Source organism: Streptomyces sp. NPDC002265 (assembly GCF_040296125.1).
GTDB lineage: Bacteria > Actinomycetota > Actinomycetes > Streptomycetales > Streptomycetaceae > Streptomyces.
Genome location: NZ_JBEOWS010000686.1, coordinates 1 through 1,570, shown reverse-complemented (window position 1 = coordinate 1,570; position 1,570 = coordinate 1). Strand labels below are relative to the sequence as shown.

Below are 1,570 nucleotides of genomic sequence, written 5' to 3'. Positions count from 1 at the left end.
GGAGGCCCGGGCCACGGCGTCCGCCGCCACCGCGAGGCAGGCCTCGCGGTCCAGGCGTCCCACCTCCTCGCGCACGGCGAGCCGCTGTCGCAGCAGGGCGGCCAGACCGGTGCGGCGGGGGTCGCCGTCGGGGAGTTCCTCCTCCCGGAAGGTCACCAGGAACCGCAGCCGCGCTCCCGAGTCCGCCGACCGCCGGGCCAGGTGGCTGAGCAGTTGGAAGGAGCCGGTGTCGGCGGCGTGCAGATCGTCGAGGACCAGCAACACCGGGTGGTTCGAGGCGAGTTCGCCGAGCAGGGCCGCCGTGCCCCGGAACAGCCGGTCCCGCTCCTCTTCCGGGGTGCGTTCCACGCCGTCCTCGGCCCGCCCCAACGAGGGCAGGAACGCCGCGAGTTCGGGATACTCGGTGCCGGCCCGGGCCCGCTCGGCGGGGTCCCGCCCGGCCAGCCAGCCGTCCAGGGCTTCCGCGAACGCCCCGTACGGCGTGTGCCCCTCGGCATCGTGGCCGCCACCCCACAGGACGGCGGCGCCGGCCGCACCGGCCAGCCGCGCCGCCTCGCCCGCCAGCCGGGTCTTGCCCACCCCCGCCTCACCGGTGAGCAGCCGTACGGGCGGCCCGTCGTCGGCGAGCAGCCGGCGCAGCAGGCCGTCGCGTCCGCGCAGCGGTGTGCCGGCCGGTGTGCGCAGGGCGGCTGGCAGCGACGGCGCGGAGGGTGCGGACGGCGGCCGGGCGGCGAGGGCCCTGCGGTGCAGCCGCTCGGTCTCCGGGTCGGGCCGTACACCGAGTTCGGCGTCGAGCGCCTCCCGGCACATGTGGTACTGACGCACCGCCCGCCGTCGCAGCCCCTGCCGGGTGTAGGCGTCGATCAGTACACGGTGGGCGAGTTCCTCGGCGGGGCCCGCCGCGAGGACCTGCTCGGCGACGGCCACGGCCTCGTGCAGGGCGCCGCGTTCGAGGTGGGCGACGGCCAGGGCGAGCAGCGTCTCCTCGCGCAGCCGGACGAGCCGGTCGCGGCGCGGCTGCGCCCAGGTCGCGTAACGGTCCTCGGGCAGCAGTTCGCCGGTGAACTCCCGCAGCGCCTGCTCCAGTCGTGCCGGGTCGCCGGAGGCGAGGGCGGTCTCGGCCGCCGCCTCGGCGTGGTCGGCGTCTATCCACACGGTCGCGGGGTCGAGCCGGAGCATGGCCCCGTCGGAGATCAGGTACGAGGAGGAGGCGCGCGGTGCAAGTTCGGGTTCGAGGGCGCGGCGCGCGGCGTGCAGGGCGACCCGCAGACTGCCGGCCGCGGCCTGCGGGTCGGCGTCGGGCCAGCAGACGTCCATGGTCTGTTCGCGGTGGAGACTGTGCCCGGGGACCACGGCGAGCAGCTTCACCAGGGCGCGGGCACCTGGGCGCGGCCAGCGTTCGGCGAGCGCGGGCCCGCTGTCGCGGGTCGCCCGGAATCCGCCGAATAGATGCAGGCGCAACTGAGGGGCCGTGCCGTCGGTGCCGTTCGTGGTGTGCCGCGCGTTCATCAGGGCGCCACTGTAACCGAGCATGCCGCGGGCCCCCCGGGCGGAGTGCCCGGGGGGCCGC

1 protein-coding gene is annotated in these 1,570 nt (G+C 76.8%); it reads right to left on the bottom strand.

Going from position 1 to position 1,570, the window contains the following annotated elements:
* The coding region (locus tag ABT085_RS46280; protein WP_351623229.1) for an AfsR/SARP family transcriptional regulator at positions 1 to 1,533 on the bottom strand (1,533 nt) is incomplete at its 3' end.
* Between the last annotated feature and the right edge of the window lie 37 nt (positions 1,534 to 1,570).